We start from the raw sequence: 20452 nt of genomic DNA, 5'->3' as shown, positions 1-20452 counted from the left end.
ATCTTTAGGATACCTGTAATCCGGCAGCAGCGAAGCGTTTGCCAAAATCACGGCATGTTTCTTTCTCCTGCTCAAGCGGACTGTATTCAATTTTCAACATCTCTGGAGATACCTCCGCCCCACGCTCTTGCAGCTTGGCAGCCGCGAGATCAACTGCACCGCAGAACTGCTCATACGAGGTGTCACCACTACCAAACACCGCAGCTCTCTTACCACTCAGGTCAAGCTCATCCAGCTCCTCATAGAAATCAAGGAATTCATCTGGCAACTCCCCATCTCCCCAGGTGTACACACCGATCATGAATCCGTCATAGTCCAATACATCAGATGCATTACAATCCGTTACTGATTTCAGGTCTGCCTCGTGGCCTCCCTTTGTAATTCCCTCCACAATCAGTTCTGCAATTTCTTCTGTATTTCCTGTCATGCTCGCATAAGCCACTAACAATTTAGCCATCTATTTTTCCCTCACTTTAATTTGATCATGTTATATTCTCTCTATGAAGAAAGAATGAATTTTGGATTAACAAAATCATATGTGATAATGATTATCATTGTCAAATTAAATTTTTGGTTATCTTTGTTTTTCAGTATATGGGGCATGTTGGATTTCAACACAGCTAAAATACTTCATCCTTTAAGGTCAGATGTAATACCTTCCTCCAATGATCCCGTCCCCCAACTGGCGTACAAGCCCTTTTTTGTTGTACAATAGTATCCAAATGACTTTTGAAGGATGGATAAATCATTATGTACGTAGCTAAGAATTGGAAGGACTATGAAGTAATCGATACAGGAGGCGGCGAGAAACTGGAGCGTTGGGGAGATGTGATTTTACGCAGACCTGATCCACAGATTATCTGGCCCCTCGAGCAAGAAACCAATGAATGGCGTCAGGTGCATGGTCACTATCATCGCAGCTCTTCTGGTGGCGGTAACTGGGATATGAAAAAGCCTATTCCCGAGCGCTGGACGATCGGATACGAAAACCTGAAATTCCACATTAAACCTACCAGCTTTAAGCACACTGGTCTGTTCCCTGAACAAGCCGCCAACTGGAGCTGGATGATGGATAAAATCTCCAATGCAGGACGCCCGATTTCTGTCTTGAACCTGTTTGCCTATACAGGCGGAGCAACGGTAGCCGCAGCTTACGCAGGCGCTTCTGTTGTGCATGTGGATGCAGCTAAAGGCATGGTTCAATGGGCCAAGGAAAATGTTCAATTATCCGGACTGGCTGATCGCCCTGTTCGTTTTATTACAGATGATGTATTCAAATTCGTACAACGGGAACAACGGCGTGGAAATCGTTATGACGCCATTATTATGGACCCTCCTTCTTATGGCCGCGGTCCGAATGGCGAGACATGGAAACTGGAAGAGAACCTTTATCCATTCTTGAAGTCATGTATGACGATCTTGTCGGATAATCCATTATTCATGTTGGTTAACTCCTACACTACGGGCATTTCCTCTACGGTTCTGCGCAACATGTTGACCATGACGATGTCTGCTCAGTACGGTGGTGACATTACTGCAGGTGAAATTGGTCTGCCGATCACACGCAGTGGTCTGGATCTGCCTTGTGGTATTCTGGGCCGTTGGGAGTCTTAATCATGTCAGAACATCGGCATAATCACGATGCAATTCCGATTTTGTTCGAAGACAACCATCTGTTAGGCATTACGAAGCCGGTCAATGTACCTACACAGGAAGATTCATCAGGTGATCCGGATTTGCTTACATTGCTGAAGCAGGATCTGAAAGAACGATACAATAAACCTGGCAATGTTTATCTCGGATTAGTACACCGACTTGATCGTCCTGTTGGAGGGGCAATGATTTTTGCCAAGACTTCTAAAGCAGCTTCGAGATTGTCCGAGACTGTGCGGGGACGTCATTTCCGTAAAATATATGCAGCTGTTGTACATGGCAAGTTGCCTGCACAGCAGGGAACGTTAAAACACACGCTCCTGAAAGATGCACGTACAAATACCGTTACTGTTGTACCTAAAGGTACGGCTGGCGGTAAGGATGCCGTTCTGGATTACCGTGTTATCGGCGAGACAGACCGTTACAGCCTCGTCCATATCGAACTGCACACCGGCAGATCTCATCAGATTCGGGTGCAAATGAAAGAAGTCGGCTGCCCTCTGTACGGGGATCAGAAGTACGGTGCAAGCGTGAATAAACCCGGGCAACAAATTGCTCTATGGTCTGTGATTGCAGCCTTTCCTCATCCGATTACCAAAGAAGAAGTTATTCTACAATCTTTGCCTGCAAGAGAATTTCCCTGGGCAGAATGGCCTGCTGCGGTGTACCAAAAAGCTTTTGAACAACCTCTATAATACGTGTTCAAAAAGACTGGTTTTTAGTACCGAGAAGATGGGATGAAGCTAGAAATGGAGTAGCGGAGCGTAGATAAGCTACGTGAGCAACTACAATGTTTCCGCAGGAAACATACTTCGTAAGCCTCCCGCTTATTTCGGCTGAATTCCTTATTCGATGCTGATGATGTCGATAGGCATCATTCGTAATCAAAAGTGGTTTTTTTGAACAACCTCTATAAGTGCACAGGATCAGGTTAGATCTGTCCATATTACGTGTCGTTCAGATTCTGTATCTGAACGACACGTTTTTTCATATTTTCAGCTATATACCTAAGATACAGAGAGGAGACATCATGATGACCCCGTTTACCAAACAAGTCATTGCGATCATCGCGGCGATTCCCGAAGGTAAAGTGATGACTTACGGTCAGATTGCAGCCCATGCTGGAAGTCCAAGAGCGGCGAGACAAGTCGTCCGTATTCTGCACTCGATGAGCCGCAAGGAACGTCTGCCCTGGCACCGTGTTGTCAACGCAAAAGGCGAAATCTCCATACCGGACGAACACTCGCGCATGATGCAGGAAACAGAACTGATTAGCGAAGGTGTGGAGTTTCAGCTGAACGGAACCATTAATCTAAAACGGTTCGGACATGAGCCCGATCCTGTATTTCTTATCGATCCAACGATCCAGCCCGAATAATAAGAGTACTCTCCTCCTATCGCGCACACCAAAAAAAAAAGAGAACTCAGGCAGTTAGGGTTACCCCTTCGACTGCTAGAGTTCTCTTTTTTGGTTTTATCTAATATTCGTTATGCAGTAGCCGTCGCTTTTTCCTGTTCTACAGTAACAGGTTCAACAGCTGGTTTTGTTTTCCGAATAAAGAACGCCATGATCAAAGCAACCACAGTCATTCCGGTAGCCACAATGAATGCATAGTTAACACCGTAAATCGTTGCATCTGCTGTAGCAGCTATCATCGCTGTCTTATCAGTAGGATCAACCTGACCCGCAGCCACTGCATTCGCCAGATGTGTTTTGAGCTTGCTACTCATGATGGTAACGAGTATAGCTGTACCAATCGCTCCGGCAACAGTACGCAATGTGTTGGACATGGCGGTACCATGCGCGTTCAGACGTTGTGGCAGTTGATTCAGACCTGCTGTCTGGATCGGCATCATCAGCATCGACATACCGAACATACGAGCCGTGTAGATAAACATCATGTAGCCGTACGTAGTATCGATTGCCAGGCGACTCAGTCCAAATGTTGTGATCGCCGTAATAGCAAGACCCGCAACTGAAAGCCAGCGAGCGCCTACCTTATCAAATATGCGACCCGTGATCGGAGACATAATCCCCATCAATATCGCACCCGGCATCATCAGAAGTCCTGATTCAATCGGTGAGAAACCACGAATGTTTTGCAAGAAAATAGGAAGCAGGATCATACCTGCAAACATCGCCATCGTCACAAGCATATTGATAATTGTTGTTAATGAATACATATTGTACTTGAAAATACGGAACTCAAGGAGCGGATGATCTGTTGTCAGTTGACGAATAACGAACAGAATCAGGGATATCGCACCTACGACGAGGCATCCAATGACAATTGCACTGCCCCATCCATCGGTACCCGCATCACTAAATCCGTAAAGCAAACTACCAAAACCAAGTGTAGATAAAATAACGCCTGGATAATCCAGTTTAGGTCTGGATTGACGTGTTACGTTTTTAACAAAAGCAATACCAATTGCCGTTGCAATAATAGAGAATGGCAAGATGATGTAGAACAACAATCTCCAGGAATAATGCTCAACCACATAACCTGAAAGTGTAGGCCCAATCGCAGGAGCCAGAATCATCGCGATCCCCATGGTTCCCATGGCTTGACCACGTTTCTCGATTGGGAAGATGGTCAGGAATACAACGGTCATGAGAGGCATCAGGATACCTGCACCTGCCGCTTGAATAACACGACCTACCATCAGAATGGTGAAGGTTGGACTAAGACCACAGACTAATGTACCTATGGTAAATAGAGTCATGGCTGTAATAAAAATTTGACGCGTTGAAAATTTGGCAATCAGATATGCCGTAACCGGAATCAGTACACCGTTCACAAGCATGTAACCCGTGGTTAACCATTGGGCTTTGTTTGCATTGATCGCGAGGTCTTCCATGATTTTAGGAAGCGCTACGTTCATCAGGGTTTGGTTCAGGAATGCCACAAAGGCACCAATTAACAATGCCGCTACAATCGGGCCTTTCTTGATGTTGTCCATCGCTGAGGATGGAGCTGCAGCAGTAGTCGTACTCATATGTTGTTCATCTCTCTTCCTTCTAACTTTTCAATCATTTGACTATGAATTCTAAGTAGGTGCTCAAGGTCTTCCTTCGATATATCCAGAATGGGTGACACTCTTTCCATCCACAAATGGTGCGTTTCCTGTTGGGCCTGTTCCCCTTTGTCCGTAATCTGAAGCTTAACGGATCGGCGGTCAGCATCTGAACGTGTCCGAACGATATACTCGCCTTTGACCAGTCGCTCCACAACAGCACTCATGGAACTGCTGCCCATATGGCATAGCTCAGCCACTTCGTTGATGCCAATGGAAGGACGCTCCCTCAGAATGGATAACACCATAAACTGGATCGAAGTCAGCTCGATCTCCTTGTTTTCATTCCAAAATGCTCGAAAAAGCATTTGATTCACTTGGCGGAACGAATTAATAATATAGAATACTTCATACGTATCAGTCATTGATTCACCCTTTTACTTTTGGAATATAATATTTCGTACACGAAATATCAGGGGAACAATTATTTATTATAACAAAAATATTTACATAGTCAACTCTTTACATATGAATTCACAAAAATAATATTAGGACATACTAACTGTGTTACATCCTTGTCTTTACTCAACTAACCTGGACACAGTGTGTATCATATGTAATTTGTAAATAAAATAACCATAGGGCTCCTGCATGAAACGAGCAGGCACTCCTATGGTTATTCAGAAGAATCAGCATGGCATCATACCGAAGTAGATAAGGCAGGCTCTTTGGTCTTGGGTGTTGTCATTTTGCCTAACAGATATACCAGCAATTGTTGATTGTGCATCGAAATGTTACTGAGAACAGAGTTCATGAATTCATTACGGATGGTGATTCCCCGCTCTGTCTCCATTCTTCCTTTCTCTGACAGAGATACCCACACAATGCGTCGATCCTGATTATCCCGATTCCTGCGAATCAGATCATTCTTCTCCATCCGATCGAGCAGCATGGTTACAGCAGCTGGCGTAGTCGACAGATAAGGAATCAGATCCGAAGGTTTCATCTTCTGATGGTCTTCAAGCACCTCCAGAACAGCCAGCTGAGCCTCCGTTAATGAGGGTGCCAGCTCTTGATCCATATGCAATTTATAATCTTTGGTTAACCTGGACCAACACTTGGCAAAATCGGAATTATACATCTTCCATCGCTCCTCTCTGCAACCGGTTATCACTTCACCTGCTTAAGTTTTCGCGCTCCAAAGCCGCATTCCTGCTGCCTTTTTTCAATTTCCTAGCGATCGACCGTAATCGACGAAGGTTGTTAAACTTCGCATGAATGCCCTCGTCTAATCCGCCTTCGAACAACAAAAAAAGACTCCTCGCATGACAGGATTAGCTGTTCTGCGAAAAGTCTCGTTTGTTTGTTTTTATGAAGATGCTGCTGGTTGATTCTCATTAAAGTCCCTCAGAAGTTCAACGATCTCGTCCTGTTTATCCACAGGAACAATCAGTTTGCCAATATGTTTGCGCTCAGTAATCGGAACACCTTCCGAAGAGATCTGATGCACTTGGCCTTCCTTGGTCATTACAGTGATCTTACGTTGCTCTTTGCAATAAAACGCTCCAACAATACGGCTGCCATTCGGTTTCACACGTTTGCCTTCTTTGAATTCAAATGTGGCAAGCCCCTTGCCTCCACGGCTCTGGACAGCATAATCCAGGAGTAATGAACGTTTACCATATCCCAGATCGGACAACACGGCAACTTCACCTTCATCTCCTTCTACCCATAGAGCGGATACAACTTCATCTGTATCTCTCAACTGAATACCACGAACACCACCGGATACACGTCCCATTGGATTGACCTCATCCTCTCGGAAACGAATCGCCATGGCTTCTTTTGTAATCAGCATAATATCTTGAGCGCCTGTACTTAGATGTACAGATAACACTTCATCGTCCTTGCCCACTTTACAAGCCGCAACTGCACCGGAACGTTTGGTCACGTAATCCTTCAGTTCCGTTCGTTTCACCTGTCCTCTTCGTGTGACAAAGACCAGACTGTGATTTGGCTCTTCAAAGGATTTCACAGCAAGCACACTTGCAATACGGTCATCTTTCGCAAGGGGAATCACGTTCACAATGGCTGTGCCCGGGTCTTTCCACTTGAATTCAGGTACCTGATGAACAGGTAACAAGAAATACTGACCTTTCCTCGTAAAGACAAGCAGATTCTCAAGTGTGTTTACTTCCAGAACCTGAGCGATATAATCGCCATCTTTTACTCCACTTCCGCTCCGTTCACCACCAGAACGTGTAAAGGACTGCATGCCTGTACGTTTCACGTATCCTTCTTTGGATAACGTAACAAATACATCTTCCGCATTCACAAGTACTTCGAGATTAACCTTGAGTTCTTCCACTTCACCCTGAATCGCAGAACGACGGTCTATACCGTATTTCTCACGAATCTCCATCAATTCTTTGCGGATGACTCCGATGAGCTTGCGGTCACTATCCAGAATGGATCGTAATTGCGCAATCTTTTTCATCAGTTCACCGAGTTCCTTCTCCAGAGAATTAATCTCCAGATTCGTCAAACGGTATAATTGCAAAGTAAGGATGGAATCCGCTTGACGTTCCGTGAATCCAAACATCCACATCAGGTTATTCTGAGCATCCTGCCGGTTCTTCGACGCTTTGATCGCTGCAATGACCTCGTCAAGGATGTTAAGAGCTTTAACCAAGCCCTCCAGCACATGTGCACGGTCTTCCGCTTTCTCCAGCTCAAACCGGGTACGGAATGTCACAACTTCCCGCTGGTGGGCAATGTAAGCCTCCAGAATTGATTTCAATCCCATTTGTTGTGGTGCTTTATTCACAATCGCAACCATATTGAAGTTGTAAGTGACCTGCAGGTCGGTTTTCTTCAGCAAATAAGCCAAAATACCTTGTGCGTCCGCTTCTTTTTTCAACTCAACCACGATTCGCAGACCTTCACGTCCGCTCTCATCACGCACTTCGGCAATACCTTCAACCTTCTTCTCAAGTCGGATGTTCTCCATCGCTGTAACCAGACGAGATTTCACGACCTGATAAGGAATTTCGGTAATGACGATTTGCTGTTTGCCTCCGCGCATGTTTTCAATCTCGGTTTTGGACCGGATATAGATCCGTCCCTTACCTGTGCGATAAGCATCCAGAATGCCGTCACCGCCCATAATCAATCCGCCTGTTGGAAAGTCAGGACCCTTCATAAACATCATGATTTCGTCTAGCTCAATTGACGGTTTCTCCATCACAGCGATCGAAGCATCAATGACTTCACGCAAATTGTGTGGAGGAATCTCCGTTGCAAATCCGGAGGAAATACCGCTGACACCATTAACCAGCAAGTTCGGATAACGGGATGGCAATACAACCGGTTCTTTGGCCGTATTATCAAAATTATCCTTAAACAGAACCGTCCGTTTCTCGATATCGCGAAGCATCTCCATCGCGATGGGCGACAAACGGGCCTCCGTATACCGCATCGCCGCTGCCGGGTCATCATCCTGTGATCCCCAGTTACCATGACCGTCCACGAGCATATGGCCCATTTTCCATGGCTGAGCCATCCGCACCATGCCCTCATAGATGGATGAGTCACCATGTGGATGATAATTACCCATTACGTCCCCAACGGTTTTGGCAGACTTGCGGTAAGTCTTGTCAGGCGTATTACCTGAATCGTACATGGCGTACAGAATACGCCGTTGTACTGGCTTCAACCCATCCCGGACATCCGGAATGGCTCGATCCTGAATAATATATTTGGAGTAGCGACCGAAACGGTCCCCAACGACCTCTTCGAGAAAGGCCGGCATAAATTGTTCTGATGGACTCATTCCAAGCACCTTCTATTCTTCGTACTCTGTAAAGTCGACGTTCTCTACAATCCAGCGTTTCCGCGGATCAACCTTATCACCCATGAGCGTAGATACACGACGTTCTGCTTTTGCTGCATCAACAATCTGTACCTTCAGCATCGCACGAGTTTCCGGATTCATTGTTGTCTCCCACAGTTGATCCGGATTCATCTCACCAAGACCTTTATAACGTTGAAGCTCAACATTATTACCGAATTCCTTCATATAATTCGCCAGTTCTTCATCCGTCCATGCATATCGAACACTCGCAAGCTTACCAGACTTACGAGTAAGTTTGTACAATGGCGGCTGAGCAATATATACTTTGCCTGCATCAATTAAAGGCTTCATATAACGATAAAAGAAGGTCAACAGCAGCACCTGAATATGTGCGCCGTCCGTATCCGCATCGGTCATAATGATAATTTTGGAATAATTGCTGTCTTCAACTGCAAATTCGGTTCCTATGCCCGCCCCGATCGCCGCTGTAATGGCACGGTATTCTTCATTTTTGAGAATGTCGGCCAGCTTCGATTTTTCCGGATTGAGCGGTTTTCCCTTGAGCGGCAGAATAGCCTGAATCTTCGAGTCACGTCCCTGTTTGGCAGAACCACCTGCGGAATCACCTTCAACAATAAACAACTCATTTCGGGTAAAATCCTTTGATTGCGCCGGCGTCAGTTTGCCGTTCAGGTTGGAACTCTCACTGCGTTTCTTGCCTGTACGCATATCATCACGTGCTTTGCGAGCTGCTTCTCTGGCTCTGGAGGCTTGAACCGCTTTGCGAATTAACGTTTGAGCTACCTGCGGGTTTTCTTCCAGAAACCTTTGAATATTTTCGGACACGACCGAATCCACTGCACTTCGAGCGGAAGCGCTGCCGAGCTGATCCTTCGTCTGACCTACGAACTCAACATCTGACATTTTGACACTGATGACAGCCATCATACCTTCACGCAGGTCATTACCTTCGAGGTTTTTGTCTTTTTCCTTAATCATGCTGGTACGCCGTGCGTAATCATTCATTACTCGGGTATACGCAGCCCTGAATCCGGTCTCATGAGTACCGCCGCCCCGAGTAGGAATCGAGTTCACGAACGAAGCCAGTGTCTCCGTATAACCCGCGTTATACTGGATTGCCACTTCGACTTCAATGTCATCCTTCTCCGCATAGAAGTGAATAACATCATGCAGCACATCTTTATTTTCGTTAAGAAAAGCAACAAACTGGCTTGCTCCGCCTTCATACATGTATTCATCCTGATTGCCCGAACGTTCGTCCTTGAGCACAATTCTCAGACCCGAATTCAGAAAAGCAATCTCCTGAAGGCGTTCTGCCAATGTATCATAATTAAATTGAATGCCATTCTGGAACACACGAATATCCGGTTTAAATGTAACTTTTGTACCTGTCCGATTGGTATTGCCCAACACTTCGAGACCGGAGACCGGTTCACCGACATGTTCAATCCCTTTTTTGTCCTTCCAATACTCGAATCGCTGACGATGAATCTTGCCATCACGGAAAATCTCGACTTCAAGCCACTCGGACAATGCGTTTGTAACTGACGCACCTACACCGTGCAAACCGCCTGATTTTTTGTATCCTGATCCACCGAACTTTCCGCCTGCGTGCAAAATCGTAAACACGACCTGGGGAGTAGGAATCCCTGTTTTATGTACACCTGTCGGAATTCCCCTTCCGTTATCCTGAACCGTAATAGAACCGTCCTTATGCAGCGTGATATCGATTTTGGAGCAGAATTTGGCGAGATGTTCGTCGACAGCGTTGTCGACAATTTCCCATACCAAATGATGTAGACCCGAAGTGCTGGTGCTGCCGATGTACATCCCCGGCCGTTTCCGTACCGCTACCAACCCTTCAAGTACTTGAATGTCGTCCGCGTCGTAGCCTGAAGACCCCTGTCCTCCGCCTGTCGAACCTGCCGACATATCGATTTGCTCGACCATTCATGCTCCCCCTTCTTAACTTGCAACTAAAAAAATGCCTAAAATGCAAACAGATGTTTTCTTATCCTTGTCCATTTTAATTCAAGATATCCCGTTTCGTAAAGACAAGGAATGACACAATGAGTGAAGCAATGCCCCAAACACTAAGCACAATAAGGGAAAAACCTAAATTCATACCCTCGATTGGAGGTAATCCGCCAGACAAATAATTCGGAAGTTCGAGGTTAACCATGAACAGATACTTCGCTGTCTGCCAGGATGCTGCCATACTGGTCAAGATTGTTCCTGCAATCAGCGCGGCCATCATGATAACGATACTTGCAGCAGTACTGCGCACAAGCACGGATACCATAAATGCAAGCATAGCCACAATTACACTCACAAACCAGATCAGTCCTGCCTGCATAAGCATATACAGCCACTGGTCTACAGCATGCACTGCCGACATATCGACATCTGTTCCCACAACTTTGAATCCTGTGAAGATTGGCATGTTGAAACCTTTATAACCAAAGACCGCACCCGATATGACATAACATATAATGTAGGCTGATACCACTATGATCGAAACAAACATAATCAGCGTAATTAATTTACTCAGAAGCACTTTCCAGCGTCTAACCGGACGCGTTAAAAGCATTTTAATCGTACCTGTCGTACGTTCACCTGAAACAAGATCTGAAGCAATAGCCATGATTAACAGTGGAATAAACAAACCAACCGCGTTGTTCATGAACTCCCGCGTAAAGGTAACACCACCTGGTTCTTTGGGATTGATGTCATTTTCAAGATAATACTGCATCTGCTGGATATATACTGTTCTATATTTTTTGTACTCTTCAGGTACCCGATCGCTACCGAGCGAATTTTGATTGTCTGTGATGGCCTGTTGCAGTTCAAGACGCCAATCACCGCCAAACTTGTCGCGATTATTCTCCGCAGATTTCATCTGGGCATACGTAAACATCGGTACGAGGACCGCAAGTACAATAAATATAATATAAAGCCGTTTTTTCTTCACCATCTTAATCGTTTCATTACGGATCAGCGGCATGATATTACTCAATGGATTCACCTTCTGTCATTTTTAAGAATAGTTGTTCAAGCGTAGGCTGAATCCGCTGTACCCCTTCAACCTGAATACCTGCTTGAACCATCTGCTGCACCAGATCAGGAATTCGATCTTCATGCATCTCGGCAACCACAGCGTTGGGACCAAGGCCCGCAACAATGGTATCATCCATCACATCCGCAGGTCGACCTACCAAAGCAATTCCTGCATCCTGTAACATCTTTTTGCCTTGCTCCAGTGGTGAAACATGCCATATGGCCAACTTGGAATGATCTTCAATCAGTTCGCTTACACCTCCAACGGCAAGCACACGTCCAGCACTGATAATGGCTACTCTGTCACAGAGAAGCTGAATCTCACTTAACAAGTGACTGCTGACAAATACAGCCATACCTTCGCTGGCAAGTTGCTTAATAAAGACACGAAGTTCCTTAATGCCTTTTGGATCAAGGCCATTTGTCGGTTCATCCAGAATGAGCAGACGCGGTCGCCCAAGCAGTGCTTGTGCAATACCGAGCCGTTGACGCATACCCAATGAGTAAGTTCTGACTTTATCGTGAATCCGCCGATCCAGACGCACAATATCCACAACTTCCTGAATTCGTTCATTGTCCACACCTGGTTGCATGCGGGCAAAATGCTCCAGGTTCTCCCACCCTGTCAGATAGGTATATACCTCCGGATTTTCAACAATGGAGCCTACATACTTCAAAGCACGCTCAGGGTCTCGATTCACATCATAACCACAGACTTTAATTTTTCCTTCTGTCGGTTTGATCAGATCGACCAGCATCCGTATCGTAGTTGTTTTTCCGGCACCGTTGGGACCGAGAAATCCGAAGATTTCACCAGGTTTTACGTCAAATGTAACGTCTTTAATGATCCACTTGCGTCCGATCCGCTTTTTCAGATGCTGTACAGACAGGACGGAATCATACTGCTGCTCTGCCATTTAATTTCCGCTCCCTTCTGCCGGTGTATCCGCCTGGAATTCCTGTGCAATCCGAACTGCAATTTGCTCATAACCTTGGCCGTTTGGATGAAAATGATCTGACGAGAGATACTCCCCCAGATGATTTTCAAATAAATCGAATGTAGGGACAAGTGTCATCTTATCCTCATTGTTCAAAATAGCCAGTGCAGCGTCGTTCCAAGCAGCAACAACTGCATTACCTGGCTTCTCCAATTCCTTCACATCACCAAATGGATTGTACAACCCTATGTACGCAATCTGTGCATCGGGATTGATTTCTTTTACTTTCTTCAATATCTCTTGAAGGCGTTTGGACGTTACCGGTAAAGCTGCTGCCAGCTGCTCTGCTGTTGGCGGATCTTCCCCCTGTAGAACTTGCCCTCCCTGGAACAGATCATTTGCGCCAATCGAGAGCAAAATAAAATTGGACTGCTGTAGGACATAACGTACGCCTTGCTCATCGAGTTTTTCCAATAAAGCATCCGTTCTCAAACCGTTTACACCCAGATTGTTAAGAACCTGAACGTCATATCCTTTAGATTTAAGCAGGTTCCCTGCACGTCTCACAAAACCGAGTCCCTCATCATCCCCCGTACCTCTTGCCAGGGAATCGCCAATGACGGCCATACGAATCTTGCCATCTTCCACTACAGCGGGTTCTCCTTCCTTATCCTTGGATGGAGCAGTTGCCTCCTGGCCTGTAGTTAACGCTGAATCTCCCTCGGGGAAAATCACGTCTTTTATAGCGTATCCAAATCCAAATAACAACAACAAGGTTGCCAAGATGGATACTGTACTGACGGTTCTCCAGATCCATGGTGCTGAATCAAGGCTTTTTTTCTTTTTCATCATCACATCTCCGCTCATGTACACCAATCCGGGTGCTTAATAATTTATAATGACTTTACATTAAGGCGTGTCTAAAAATCCGCTTCCTTCGGAGTTTTCAGACACGCCCTGATGATGTTATTCCTAAATAACATAAATGTTCTGTCGTTAATTTGCAAATTTTGCCGCTACATTCGCAGAATTCATTTTCTATATGTCATTTAACGGAAAAAAGGTTATGCCATACACAGATTTCAACTGTGCTGGCATAACCTTGTGGAAAAGAAAGTTCATACTTTCTTCATTATAATTGCTTATTTACCGATAAACTCTTGAGCCCAGTATCCGTTGTAGAAGCCTACACCGATATGCGTAAAGTTTTTGCTCAGGATATTGGCACGGTGTCCTGCACTATTCATCCAGGCTGTTACAACTTCCTGAGGTGTTTTTTGTCCTTTGGCAATGTTCTCACCTGCATAGCTGTAAGTTACTCCGAACTGTTTCATCATATCAAACGGAGAACCATACGTAGGTGACTGGTGATCAAAATAGTTATTGTTGCTCATATCTTTTACTTTGGCTACAGCTACTTTGTCCAGAAGAGCATCTGAAGTCAGTGCGCTCAGACCTGCTTTGGCACGCTCAGCGTTCACAAGCTTTACAACTTGCGTAGCAAAGTCGGATTGTGTGCTTTCGCTACCATTATTACTTGTATTGTTACCGGTATTACCTGTGTTACCTGTGTTTGAAGAATCTTTAGCCGGTGTCGTTGCCGGTTTTTCTTCTTGTGTTGGTTGTGCTGGTTTAGTCGGTTGCTCAGGCTTAGTTGTCGGCTTAGTTGGCTTTGTAGTCGGCTCAGCAGGTTTGGTCGTTTGATCAGGCTGCGTAGCAGGCTTCTCTACGATTTGCCCCTCGGATACAGTATATCCGTTTTGTTTGAGCCATTTCTCCAGATATGCTTTCAGGCTGTCTGTACTTGTAATTTTGTAAGTGGTGATAGTCTTATATGTTGAATCTGCAGCAGACGCGGAAGCAGGAAGCATTACCCCTACGGCCAGTACGGCTGTCAGACTACTCGTTACGACAGTTTTCATCCATTTCTTTTTCAAATTCATTCATCTCCTTAAGATTAGTTATTACAACTTTGTAATTAATACTCTAGCAGTATATCAATTCAACAGGAGATTGTGAACCTATAAAATATGGAAAAGTAACTTTTTTGTCATTTTTTAGAATGTTTTAGATTTATCCTAAGGGCTTATCCTGTAAGGCTCTACCCCCATTGACAAAAGCATAAAAAAAAGACATTCGGACTAAAAATGCTAGTCGAATGTCGCTTCACCATCTATTTATCATTCACCACACCAGTATGTGCAGATCAGGATATCATGAGAATTTCCATGCAATAGAAGAAACTTTTTTTATACTATAGAAGAACTTTACTGAACCGATAGCCTCTCTTCTGAAAACCAATGTGCTCATAAAAAGAGTACGTTGTTGAAGTCACTTCACGGTTAGCACCCGTGACAAACAGTTGTTTACCACCTTGCTGTCTGCCCCAATCTTCGGCACGAGCCATCAAACGACGGCCAATCCCACCACCACGATGTTCTTGACCTACAATCAGGGAAGTAATTTGTGCGGCAGGTTCTGGATAGGCATGACTTTGCACACATTGCAAGCCAATCACACCAATAATTTGTTCATCCACTTCGGCAACAAGCATGCATGCGTTTGGATTGGTTTCCAAACATTCAATGCGTTCTTTCATGACATTGGTTGTTGTCGGATAGCTGACCTCTCGCATCAGTCCCGTTACCGCTTCAGCATCTCGCAGCTCACACTCTCGGATCATCAGTACAGGGGCCTCAACATTATTGGACATGATTTACCTCCACTTTCAGCATATTAGCGGCTTGCACCGCTGTTTTACGAGCTTCTTCCACATCTTGGCCAGCACTTAAGGCTACAGCCATTCGGCGTCCTACTTTGGTCTCAGGTTTGCCAAATACACGAATCTGAGTACGAGGAAGAGCCAGTGCTTCTTCGATCCCGCCTACAGTAAAGCCAGATGTTTCATCATTAGCCTTCAGCGTTGCTGAAGCTCCCGGTGTCAACAGATGTACACCTGTGACCGGAAAACCAAGAATTGCACGTACATGCAGCGCAAACTCGGAACTGTCTTGCGTCACCATTGTAACCATTCCTGTGTCATGTGGACGAGGAGATACCTCGCTGAACACAACACCATCCGGAGTCAGGAACAATTCCACTCCAAACAGTCCATAACCGCCAAGTTCATCCGTGACGGATTTGGCAATATGACAAGCCTGCTCCCATTGTTCAGGAGTCATTGCATGAGGTTGCCAGGATTCGACATAATCCCCATCCTTCTGAATGTGGCCGATCGGAGGACAGAATACGGTGCCTGATACGGACCTAACGGTAAGTAATGTAATCTCACTGTCAAATTGCACAAAGCTCTCCACGATAACACGAACGGATTTGCCACGAGCTCCCGAAAGAGCAATGTTCCAGCAATCCTCCACGTCGCCCGGTGTACGGCATACACTCTGCCCTTTGCCGGAAGAACTCATCAATGGTTTAATGACACAAGGTGTGCCAAGCTCACGTACGGCTTCCTGAAGTTGTTCCAGGTTGTCCGCAAAAAGGTAGTCAGCTGTCGGAAGTTTCAATTGTTCGGCTGCAAGCCGACGGATGCCTTCGCGATCCATCGTTAAACGTGCAGCTCGGGCAGTAGGTACTACACTAAATCCCTCTTCCTCAAGCTCCAGTAAAGCTTCTGTTGCAATAGCTTCAATCTCAGGTACGATGTAATGAGGTTTTTCTTTACGGATCAATTGTTTCAAAGCTTCGGCATCCAGCATGTCGATGCAGTAAGACCGGTGCGCAACCTGCATTGCAGGTGCGTTCTCATAACGATCAACAGCGATCGTCTCTACTCCCAGTCGTTGGGCCTCAATAACGACCTCTTTTCCCAATTCTCCACTGCCTAGTAGCAGCATTTTTTTGGCTTGAGCCGTAAAAGGAGCACCCCACATGTTCTTTCCAATCCTCCCAAAGAGAAATCTTCTATATCTGTCTCTCTATTTTCGGGGTTTTGGTTAAAGATTGCAAGAGTGCTCCCTATTTTTCTTGTGAATTTTACAAGATTTTTTGTGTTTTTTCGATTAAATTTTACAATTACCGCTTACAGATTCGATACTCCTTCCATTCCTCCCAAAATTAAGGAAATGTTAAAAGAGCAGACTTTAATACTCCAACGAATCGAAATACGCAAACAAATCCCAAGTTTAAAGACTTGGGATTTGTCGATTTTTTTCTCTGAAGATTTCATGATGGGAAGAAACATAAGCCATCTGGGGTGCGTCTGGCGTCATATATTGTTTCGCACTATTAACTGCCACGATCGCATCATTGAAGGCTCCTGCAATGAGTCTAACTTTGCTCTCGTGGGTCGCACAGTCCCCTGCTGCAAAAACACCCGGAAGACTCGTCTGTGCATGGTGGCTCATTAAAACCATTCCATCGTCCATTTCTAAGCCACAACTGGCAAGATCACTTAAATTGCTTTTATATCCGTGACTAATGACGACTTCATCCACTTCCAACACTACATTGTCCTGACTTTTCATATGCGTAATCACAACCTGCTGGATTCGCTTTCCATTATTATGAAGCTGCGTGATGCTGTATGGTGTTCTCACATCCGTTATATTGTTCATCTCACTGACATTACGTTCCATTGCGCGAAACTCATTATTCCGGTGGATTACAACTACACTGCGAGCAAGTTGAGCAAGTTCAATTGCCCAATCTACTGCACTGTTGCCTCCTCCTGAAATAAGCACACGTTTCCCTGAAAAATGTTCTGGATTTTGGACGGTGTAATGAAGATTCTCTTGCTCATATTCTATCGGCTCCTGAAGCTCCAGCTTCTGAATCTCTGCGATACCACGGCCTACTGCGACAATGATCGTTCGCGTATAATGTATCTTCCCTTCAGTGGTATACATACTCCATATTCCGTTATCCAGTCGAGTGAACCTTTCCACTTTGCAATTCAATACAACCGTTGGATTAAATGTATTGGCCTGCTGAACAAGCCACTCGATCAACTTCGAACATTTCATAGGCGGTAGACCGCCTACATCCCAAATTGTTTTTTCCGCATAGGTATGCAGAAATCCACCAAGCTGGTCTTTGCCTTCGATGATTTTAACTTTCATATCACGCATCCCTGCATAAAAAGCCGCATACATGCCAGCAGGGCCGCCTCCGATGATGGTTACATCATAGATATCTTCTTCATTCATTTTAAACACACCTTGTTTATTTAGTTATGAATTCGAGATACAAGTAACATTCCCAGTTTGCTTTATTTATTTTTTGCTTCAAAAGCAGCAACAATATCATCAATGACATATTCATCGGCAAGTGGGGACATTCCCAGATTGAACCATTCCTTGCCACCCACCATGTAGACGTGGTCCTGCTTGACTGCTTTCAGATTTTTCCATAATGATGAAGATAACATATCTTCAAATTTCTTTTTAATTTCAGGATTAGTCTCATCATCCAGCTGAACGATCAGATGATCTGCGTCGTATTCAGGCAGTACTTCCAAGGATACGGACATGGCAGTTTGATCTTTTGGGAAATTAGGAAGTGGATTCATTCCCAATCGTTTGTGGACAAAGTTTCCTCGGTCAAGGTTCTCCCCATGAAGTACGATTTCTTTTTCCATCACTCTAATGTAGAGAACAGTCTCCTCACCAATCAGCTTATCCAATTTGGCAGCAGCTCCCTTCTCCTTATCCACCAAATCCTGGATAACCTTTTCTGCCTGTTCTTCTTTGTCCAAAATTTTGGCCATATCCCGCAGTTCATCGCGCCAATCATCACGCTGTGGCAAAAGTACGGTAGGTGCAATCAGAGTAAGCTGATCATAGTCCTTTTTGGACCACCAGTCAGGAGCGATAATTAAATCCGGATCTGCCTCCATGAGGGCTTCAAAGTTAGGCGTTCTTCCTATTCCCATTTTCATCGTGTTTGCGAATGGCTCTTGCAAGTAAGAAGGAAAATCCTCATGGTAGTTCTGTACAGCAATGGGTACGATGCCAAGTGAATATAAAAATTCTGGATATACAACGGACAAACCAACTATTTTTTGTAGGTTCACCGGAATTTCAACTTCTCCCATTTCCGTGTTCACTTTTTTCACCTGACTGACTTCTGTTGTTGAAGAATTGGCGGTACCCGCTTCTTGTCCCTCGCTCGAGGATGCTTCTTTGCCTGCTGCCCCACAAGCCGAAATAACGAGCATCAACATCATTGTGTATATTACGGTTAACCATCTGAATCTCATTCTCTATGTACCCCCTATAGGTCATTAATATATGACAATGTCTAATCAATAATAATTATCATTATCACTACGATATAGGAGTAGTATAATAAAATATGTTCAGGCATGATATTGACTATTCAGACTTTTTGCTATGGACGATCTTGCCATAACTTTAATATTTCATCCAACATAAGCTCATGAGTAAACGCAGTGTAGTCCAGCAGGACGCTCGACAAAAGGATATCCATTCTGCCATTCTGTACCGCCAACAACGCAAGCCATTCTTCAGACTTACACACAGCAGACCATGTCTGCCTGGATGTCTCATCATCACCCACAATCAGTAATATTCTTTCCACGTTGAGAACAGATAGCTCCTTAATGGTCACTGTGCCCCGTTCCCAATAAGTCTCAGCTCCTTCGGGACCCTCCATTTGCATATCAACGTAAAAAACGGAAGCAATGCTCCTTGGGCCTAACATCTGCAACGCTTCACCATGAACTTTGAGTACAACCAACCTGTCTTTTCGTATAAAATCCGCAAGCTGATTCTTAATGATCTTTGCCTTCTCTTCATATCTTTGAAGCCACACCTCTGCAATATCCGACCTGTCCAAAAAGCTTGCAACATATCTCAAATGTTCTCTCCAATCCCCTTTTTCCCACGGGAGGTCACACACAGGAGCAATGTATTGAAGCTGACTTTGCAGAGCCTCAGACTCTGTCCCAATCGTAATAATATAATCAGGTTTAACTAATTGAAGCTGTTCCAGCCAGGTGGTCTCACTCTCTGCGAGTGGCATAACTTTGTCCGTTTCATATTTACGTCGGTAATAGTATGTCCAAGGATGACTTGCCGGCGCGGCACATGGAATGATCTGCAATGCAAGCAGTATACCAATGCTCAAAGAATGAACTGCAGCAATTTTTTGTTTGCTATTACGTATAAACGCTGCTGGTGGAATGCCAGAGATTTGCTTGAATTTACGCCGGAAATACGTCTCATCCTGATAACCCACGTACGATGCCACATCCTTGAGTCGATAACTGTGATCATTTCTCATTAAGATCTGGGCTTGTTTGATTCGATATAGCGTTAAATAGTCCACTGGACTGTAACCATACATTTTCTTGAATAAACGCATGAAATGTCGAGGGCTCATTCGTGCCACATTTGCTAATTCCCCAATGGTTAATCTCTTCGAATAATTCTGCTCCATGTAGCCTTTAACATGTTCTATTGGTGAAGCCAGATCCGTCTTTTCTGCGCAGGCCACGTCATAAAACATGGTATACAATAATTCCTGAAAACGAATCTGACCATAGTACCTTTGCAAACCATCCTTCTTCAATGTGTGGTGGTAAATCATCTGACAGATCACGCCAACAGCAACGGGCGAAGATGAGCTGACCTCGCCATTCACTTCATTACGTAAAAATTGCTTCATCATTTCAAGGGCTGTCCCACCCTCCTGATCCAATGTGTACATGACATCAAAACTCATGTGATACACACCTCGTTCATCCAATGAATGCACATTTGCCTCAACCAGTTGCCCCGGGAAACCTACGTACAGTCCGCCCACCTTCAATTCGATGAAACTGCCATCTATCTTTAACCACCCTTGTCCACTGGCTACAAATAATAACATGTATGTTTCAATGAAGTGTTTCCTCAGAAGCCACTCCGTCGCAGGGTAACTCGTATAATTC

18 protein-coding genes are annotated in these 20452 nt (G+C 44.9%); 3 read left to right on the top strand and 15 right to left on the bottom strand.

Annotation, left to right across the window (positions count from 1 at the left end; genetic code table 11):
* Positions 1-4: 4 nt before the first annotated feature.
* Entirely contained in the window at positions 5-457 is a 453-nt protein-coding gene (locus tag QF049_RS03970) for a flavodoxin (protein WP_091017919.1), read from the bottom strand.
* 293 nt (positions 458-750) lie between these two features.
* Between QF049_RS03970 and QF049_RS03965 the strand changes: the two genes are divergently transcribed.
* The 3 genes from QF049_RS03965 to QF049_RS03955 all read left to right on the top strand — a co-directional run bounded on the left by QF049_RS03965 (position 751) and on the right by QF049_RS03955 (position 3031).
* Positions 751-1614: a class I SAM-dependent methyltransferase gene (locus tag QF049_RS03965; protein ID WP_017687801.1), complete on the top strand. Its 864-nt coding sequence runs from the start codon at positions 751-753 to the stop codon at positions 1612-1614.
* Positions 1615-1616: 2 nt separating this feature from the next.
* Positions 1617-2348, top strand: a complete 732-nt coding sequence (locus QF049_RS03960; RefSeq protein WP_307534949.1) for an RluA family pseudouridine synthase — start codon at positions 1617-1619, stop codon at positions 2346-2348.
* A 338-nt stretch (positions 2349-2686) separates the two neighbouring features.
* Positions 2687-3031 (top strand): MGMT family protein, encoded by a 345-nt coding sequence (locus QF049_RS03955; RefSeq protein WP_253438335.1) that lies wholly within the window; start codon positions 2687-2689, stop codon positions 3029-3031.
* Positions 3032-3141: 110 nt separating this feature from the next.
* On the opposite strand, the gene QF049_RS03950 is transcribed toward QF049_RS03955, so the two are convergent.
* The 14 genes from QF049_RS03950 to QF049_RS03885 all read right to left on the bottom strand — a co-directional run bounded on the left by QF049_RS03950 (position 3142) and on the right by QF049_RS03885 (position 20391).
* A complete protein-coding gene (locus QF049_RS03950; protein WP_307534947.1) occupies positions 3142-4653 on the bottom strand; it encodes a DHA2 family efflux MFS transporter permease subunit in 1512 nt (503 codons plus the stop codon).
* Positions 4650-5096, bottom strand: coding sequence for a MarR family winged helix-turn-helix transcriptional regulator (locus tag QF049_RS03945; protein WP_036613308.1), 447 nt, complete (start codon positions 5094-5096; stop codon positions 4650-4652). The genes QF049_RS03950 and QF049_RS03945 overlap by 4 nt, the downstream gene beginning before the upstream one ends.
* Before the next feature lie 275 nt (positions 5097-5371).
* Positions 5372-5812 (bottom strand): MarR family winged helix-turn-helix transcriptional regulator, encoded by a 441-nt coding sequence (locus QF049_RS03940; protein WP_036613306.1) that lies wholly within the window; start codon positions 5810-5812, stop codon positions 5372-5374.
* 228 nt (positions 5813-6040) lie between these two features.
* Positions 6041-8503, bottom strand: a complete 2463-nt coding sequence (gyrA, locus tag QF049_RS03935; RefSeq protein ID WP_307534945.1) for a DNA gyrase subunit A — start codon at positions 8501-8503, stop codon at positions 6041-6043.
* A gap of 12 nt (positions 8504-8515) precedes the next feature.
* Complete coding sequence (gene parE / locus QF049_RS03930) at positions 8516-10495, bottom strand: DNA topoisomerase IV subunit B (RefSeq protein WP_307534943.1); 1980 nt, start codon at positions 10493-10495, stop codon at positions 8516-8518.
* 76 nt (positions 10496-10571) lie between these two features.
* Complete coding sequence (locus QF049_RS03925; protein ID WP_036613298.1) at positions 10572-11561, bottom strand: ABC transporter permease; 990 nt, start codon at positions 11559-11561, stop codon at positions 10572-10574.
* Positions 11554-12519, bottom strand: coding sequence for an ABC transporter ATP-binding protein (locus QF049_RS03920; RefSeq protein ID WP_307534941.1), 966 nt, complete (start codon positions 12517-12519; stop codon positions 11554-11556). Before QF049_RS03920 ends, QF049_RS03925 begins: the two co-directional genes overlap by 8 nt.
* Positions 12520-13389: a GDSL-type esterase/lipase family protein gene (locus QF049_RS03915; RefSeq protein WP_307534939.1), complete on the bottom strand. Its 870-nt coding sequence runs from the start codon at positions 13387-13389 to the stop codon at positions 12520-12522.
* A 293-nt stretch (positions 13390-13682) separates the two neighbouring features.
* Entirely contained in the window at positions 13683-14477 is a 795-nt protein-coding gene (locus QF049_RS03910; protein WP_307534937.1) for a CAP domain-containing protein, read from the bottom strand.
* Positions 14478-14794: 317 nt separating this feature from the next.
* Complete coding sequence (locus QF049_RS03905) at positions 14795-15253, bottom strand: GNAT family N-acetyltransferase (protein ID WP_017687788.1); 459 nt, start codon at positions 15251-15253, stop codon at positions 14795-14797.
* A complete protein-coding gene (gene purT / locus QF049_RS03900; RefSeq protein ID WP_307534934.1) occupies positions 15243-16430 on the bottom strand; it encodes a formate-dependent phosphoribosylglycinamide formyltransferase in 1188 nt (395 codons plus the stop codon). Before purT ends, QF049_RS03905 begins: the two co-directional genes overlap by 11 nt.
* A gap of 252 nt (positions 16431-16682) precedes the next feature.
* Entirely contained in the window at positions 16683-17705 is a 1023-nt protein-coding gene (locus QF049_RS03895) for an NAD(P)/FAD-dependent oxidoreductase (RefSeq protein WP_307534932.1), read from the bottom strand.
* A 62-nt stretch (positions 17706-17767) separates the two neighbouring features.
* Complete coding sequence (locus QF049_RS03890) at positions 17768-18757, bottom strand: ABC transporter substrate-binding protein (RefSeq protein WP_307534930.1); 990 nt, start codon at positions 18755-18757, stop codon at positions 17768-17770.
* A 131-nt stretch (positions 18758-18888) separates the two neighbouring features.
* The gene (locus QF049_RS03885) at positions 18889-20391 is read right to left on the bottom strand and encodes an AraC family transcriptional regulator (RefSeq protein ID WP_307534928.1); all 1503 of its coding nucleotides are present in this window, start codon (positions 20389-20391) and stop codon (positions 18889-18891) included.
* Between the last annotated feature and the right edge of the window lie 61 nt (positions 20392-20452).

The organism is Paenibacillus sp. W4I10, assembly GCF_030816325.1.
Taxonomy (GTDB): domain Bacteria; phylum Bacillota; class Bacilli; order Paenibacillales; family Paenibacillaceae; genus Paenibacillus; species Paenibacillus amylolyticus_B.
The sequence above is the reverse complement of the archived record's forward strand: the minus strand, read 5'-3'. Positions and strand labels throughout refer to the sequence as shown.

Excerpts from the sequence above, each read along its gene's own strand:
- QF049_RS03890 (WP_307534930.1), bottom strand. The coding sequence starts at position 18,757 with ATGAGATTCAGATGGTTAACCGTAATATACACAATGATGTTGATGCTC.
- QF049_RS03965 (WP_017687801.1), top strand. The coding sequence starts at position 751 with ATGTACGTAGCTAAGAATTGGAAGGACTATGAAGTAATCGATACAGGA.
- QF049_RS03945 (WP_036613308.1), bottom strand. The coding sequence starts at position 5,096 with ATGACTGATACGTATGAAGTATTCTATATTATTAATTCGTTCCGCCAA.
- QF049_RS03970 (WP_091017919.1), bottom strand. The coding sequence starts at position 457 with ATGGCTAAATTGTTAGTGGCTTATGCGAGCATGACAGGAAATACAGAA.
- QF049_RS03950 (WP_307534947.1), bottom strand. The coding sequence starts at position 4,653 with ATGAGTACGACTACTGCTGCAGCTCCATCCTCAGCGATGGACAACATC.
- QF049_RS03955 (WP_253438335.1), top strand. The coding sequence starts at position 2,687 with ATGACCCCGTTTACCAAACAAGTCATTGCGATCATCGCGGCGATTCCC.
- QF049_RS03940 (WP_036613306.1), bottom strand. The coding sequence starts at position 5,812 with ATGTATAATTCCGATTTTGCCAAGTGTTGGTCCAGGTTAACCAAAGAT.
- parE (WP_307534943.1), bottom strand. The coding sequence starts at position 10,495 with ATGGTCGAGCAAATCGATATGTCGGCAGGTTCGACAGGCGGAGGACAG.
- QF049_RS03905 (WP_017687788.1), bottom strand. The coding sequence starts at position 15,253 with ATGTCCAATAATGTTGAGGCCCCTGTACTGATGATCCGAGAGTGTGAG.
- QF049_RS03885 (WP_307534928.1), bottom strand. The coding sequence starts at position 20,391 with ATGTTATTATTTGTAGCCAGTGGACAAGGGTGGTTAAAGATAGATGGC.
- purT (WP_307534934.1), bottom strand. The coding sequence starts at position 16,430 with ATGTGGGGTGCTCCTTTTACGGCTCAAGCCAAAAAAATGCTGCTACTA.
- gyrA (WP_307534945.1), bottom strand. The coding sequence starts at position 8,503 with ATGAGTCCATCAGAACAATTTATGCCGGCCTTTCTCGAAGAGGTCGTT.
- QF049_RS03915 (WP_307534939.1), bottom strand. The coding sequence starts at position 13,389 with ATGAAAAAGAAAAAAAGCCTTGATTCAGCACCATGGATCTGGAGAACC.
- QF049_RS03895 (WP_307534932.1), bottom strand. The coding sequence starts at position 17,705 with ATGAATGAAGAAGATATCTATGATGTAACCATCATCGGAGGCGGCCCT.
- QF049_RS03920 (WP_307534941.1), bottom strand. The coding sequence starts at position 12,519 with ATGGCAGAGCAGCAGTATGATTCCGTCCTGTCTGTACAGCATCTGAAA.
- QF049_RS03960 (WP_307534949.1), top strand. The coding sequence starts at position 1,617 with ATGTCAGAACATCGGCATAATCACGATGCAATTCCGATTTTGTTCGAA.